A 2,279-nucleotide genomic window follows, 5' to 3' on the forward strand; every position below is an offset into this window, starting at 1 on the left:
AGGAGATCATGGCCAAGATCGAGGCCAATCTGCGCGACTCAGGCATCATCATCCAGCCCTACTGGCGCTCAGTCTACCGCACCTATCGCAAGGGCGTGCAGGGCTGCGAACAGCACCAGGCGCTCGAGCAGCATTTCGAAAAGGTGTGGCTGGAGAGCTGAACCTCCGGGGCCGAAACAGCCGGCATGGCTCGGTTGGGTCGCGCCGGTCGTTTGTCATTTGCCAATCAGCCGCCTTTCGGCACAGATTGCGCGCTCGGTCGGCTTTCGCCGGCGCGAAATACGAGAAGCAGCAAGGCATGGATCACTTCGACCTCGGCACCTATCGCCGCCCCATTTCCACCTCCTCGGACGAGACGCAGCGCTGGTTCGATATCGGGCTGAACTGGTGCTACGGCTTCAACCACGAGGAAGGCATCAAATGCTTCGAGAAGGCGCTGGAGCGCGATCCCGGCTGCGCCTTCGCGCATTGGGGCATCGCCTATGCCGCCGGGCCCTTCTACAATCTTACCTGGAAAGAGCATGGCAAGGCCGAGGCCGATCATGCCGCCAGGCGCTGTTTCGAGCATGTGCGGCTGGCGCAGGCCAATGCAGCGAGCGCGAGCCCGGTCGAGCGGCGGCTGATCGAAGCGCTCAGCGCCCGCTTCCAGCAGCCGCAGGGCGTGAGCGTCGCCGAATTCGAAAAGTGGGACGACGCCTATGCCGCCGCGATGCGTGAGGTTTATCGCGACTATCCCGACGACCATGACGTGATGGCGCTGACCGTCGAGGCTCTGATGATGCGCACGGTGCGGCGCCTGTGGAACCTCAAGACCGGCGCGCCGGCGCCGAATTCCGATGTTATCGAGGCGCTTGAGATTTGCGAGCGCTCGATCCGGCTGTCGGACCAGACAGGCGCGGCGCCGCACCCGGCGGCCCTGCATCTGCATATCCACCTGCTTGAAATGTCGACGCAGCCCGAACGCGGCATGCGCTCGGCGGAGCGGCTGGGCGCGATGTGCCCGGATGCCGGCCATATGAACCATATGCCGGGGCACATTTACGTGCTGTGCGGCGAATATGAGAAGTCCAAGATTGCCAGCGAGAAGGCGGTGCGCGCCAACGACCTCTACCTCGCCTATGCCCGCGAGCCGACCTATTACCTGCTTGGCTGCTGCCACGACCTGCATCTGATGATGTTCACCTGCATGTTGCTTGGCCAGTACCGCCCTGCCCTGTGGGCGGCCGACAAGGTGCGCAGCCTAGTGACGCGCGACGTCGTCAGCATCCCCGACCGGCCGAAGCTGACGCAGACGGTCGAAGGCTATCACGCGATGAAATCGCATGTTCAGGTGCGCTTCGGGCGCTGGCGCGAGATCATCGACGATCCGATGAATAGCGAGCCCGGCCTCTATGTGGTGACCACCGCGCTCCAGCACTACGCCAAGGGCGTGGCGCATGCGACGCTGCGCGACTTCGCCTCCGCCGAACATCATCGCGATTTGTTTAACCGGCAAATCGAAAACATTCCGCCGGAGCGCCGCTTCCTCAGCAACCCTACAAAAACCTCGCTCGCAGTGGGCGCGGCGCTGCTTGACGGCGAGCTCACCTATCATCAGGGCAGGCACGACGAGGCCTATGGTCATCTGCGGCGCGCGGTCGAGCTTGACGACAATCTGTCCTACACCGAGCCGTGGGCCTGGATGCATCCGCCGCGCCACGCGCTGGCGGCGCTGCTGCTGGATCAAGGCCACGCGACGGAGGCGGAACAGGTCTATCGCGACGATCTTGGCTTGAGCGGCGCCGTGCAGCGCTGCGCCCAGCACCCGGACAATGTCTGGGCGCTGCACGGACTGGTCGAATGCCTCAAGCGGCGCGGCGAGAAAGACGAGTTGCCGGGGCTGCAGGCGAAGCTGGCGACGGCGCTTGTGAAGGCGGACGTGCCGATCACGTCATCGTGCCTGTGCCGGACGAGCGTGCAGGCGGACTGTTGCTGTTGTCACTAGGCGGCTGTCGCTCCTCGACGGTGCCGGCCGCTACGAGAAAATCTCCGCCAGTTCGTCGATGCTTGCGCCTTCCTTCGCCTGACGCAGCTCGACGTAGCTCACCGCGGTGGCGATCGAGAGCACCATCGACACCACGGTCTGCACCAGCGCGGCGCCGATCTCGGCGATGAGGCCGCCGAACAGCACGAGAACGAGCAAAATTCCCCACTGGATGATCATCGCGATGATGATGAGAATGAGGAACAGGCCGAACAGCGACCAGCGGCTGCCCTTGGTCAGGGCGCGGCTGCGCGAC

1 protein-coding gene and 1 pseudogene are annotated in these 2,279 nt (G+C 64.2%); one reads left to right on the plus strand and one right to left on the minus strand.

From position 1 onward, the window contains the following. Nucleotides 1-298 precede the first annotated feature (298 nt). Nucleotides 299-1,984, plus strand: coding sequence for a hypothetical protein (locus EOA28_RS32935; protein WP_127249961.1), 1,686 nt, complete (start codon nucleotides 299-301; stop codon nucleotides 1,982-1,984). Nucleotides 1,985-2,014: 30 nt separating this feature from the next. Here EOA28_RS32935 and EOA28_RS32940 read toward each other — a convergent pair. Then, nucleotides 2,015-2,279: pseudogene (locus tag EOA28_RS32940) on the minus strand (hypothetical protein); the annotation flags it as partial.

The sequence above is a fragment of the Mesorhizobium sp. M2A.F.Ca.ET.067.02.1.1 genome (assembly GCF_004023285.1).
GTDB lineage: Bacteria > Pseudomonadota > Alphaproteobacteria > Rhizobiales > Rhizobiaceae > Mesorhizobium.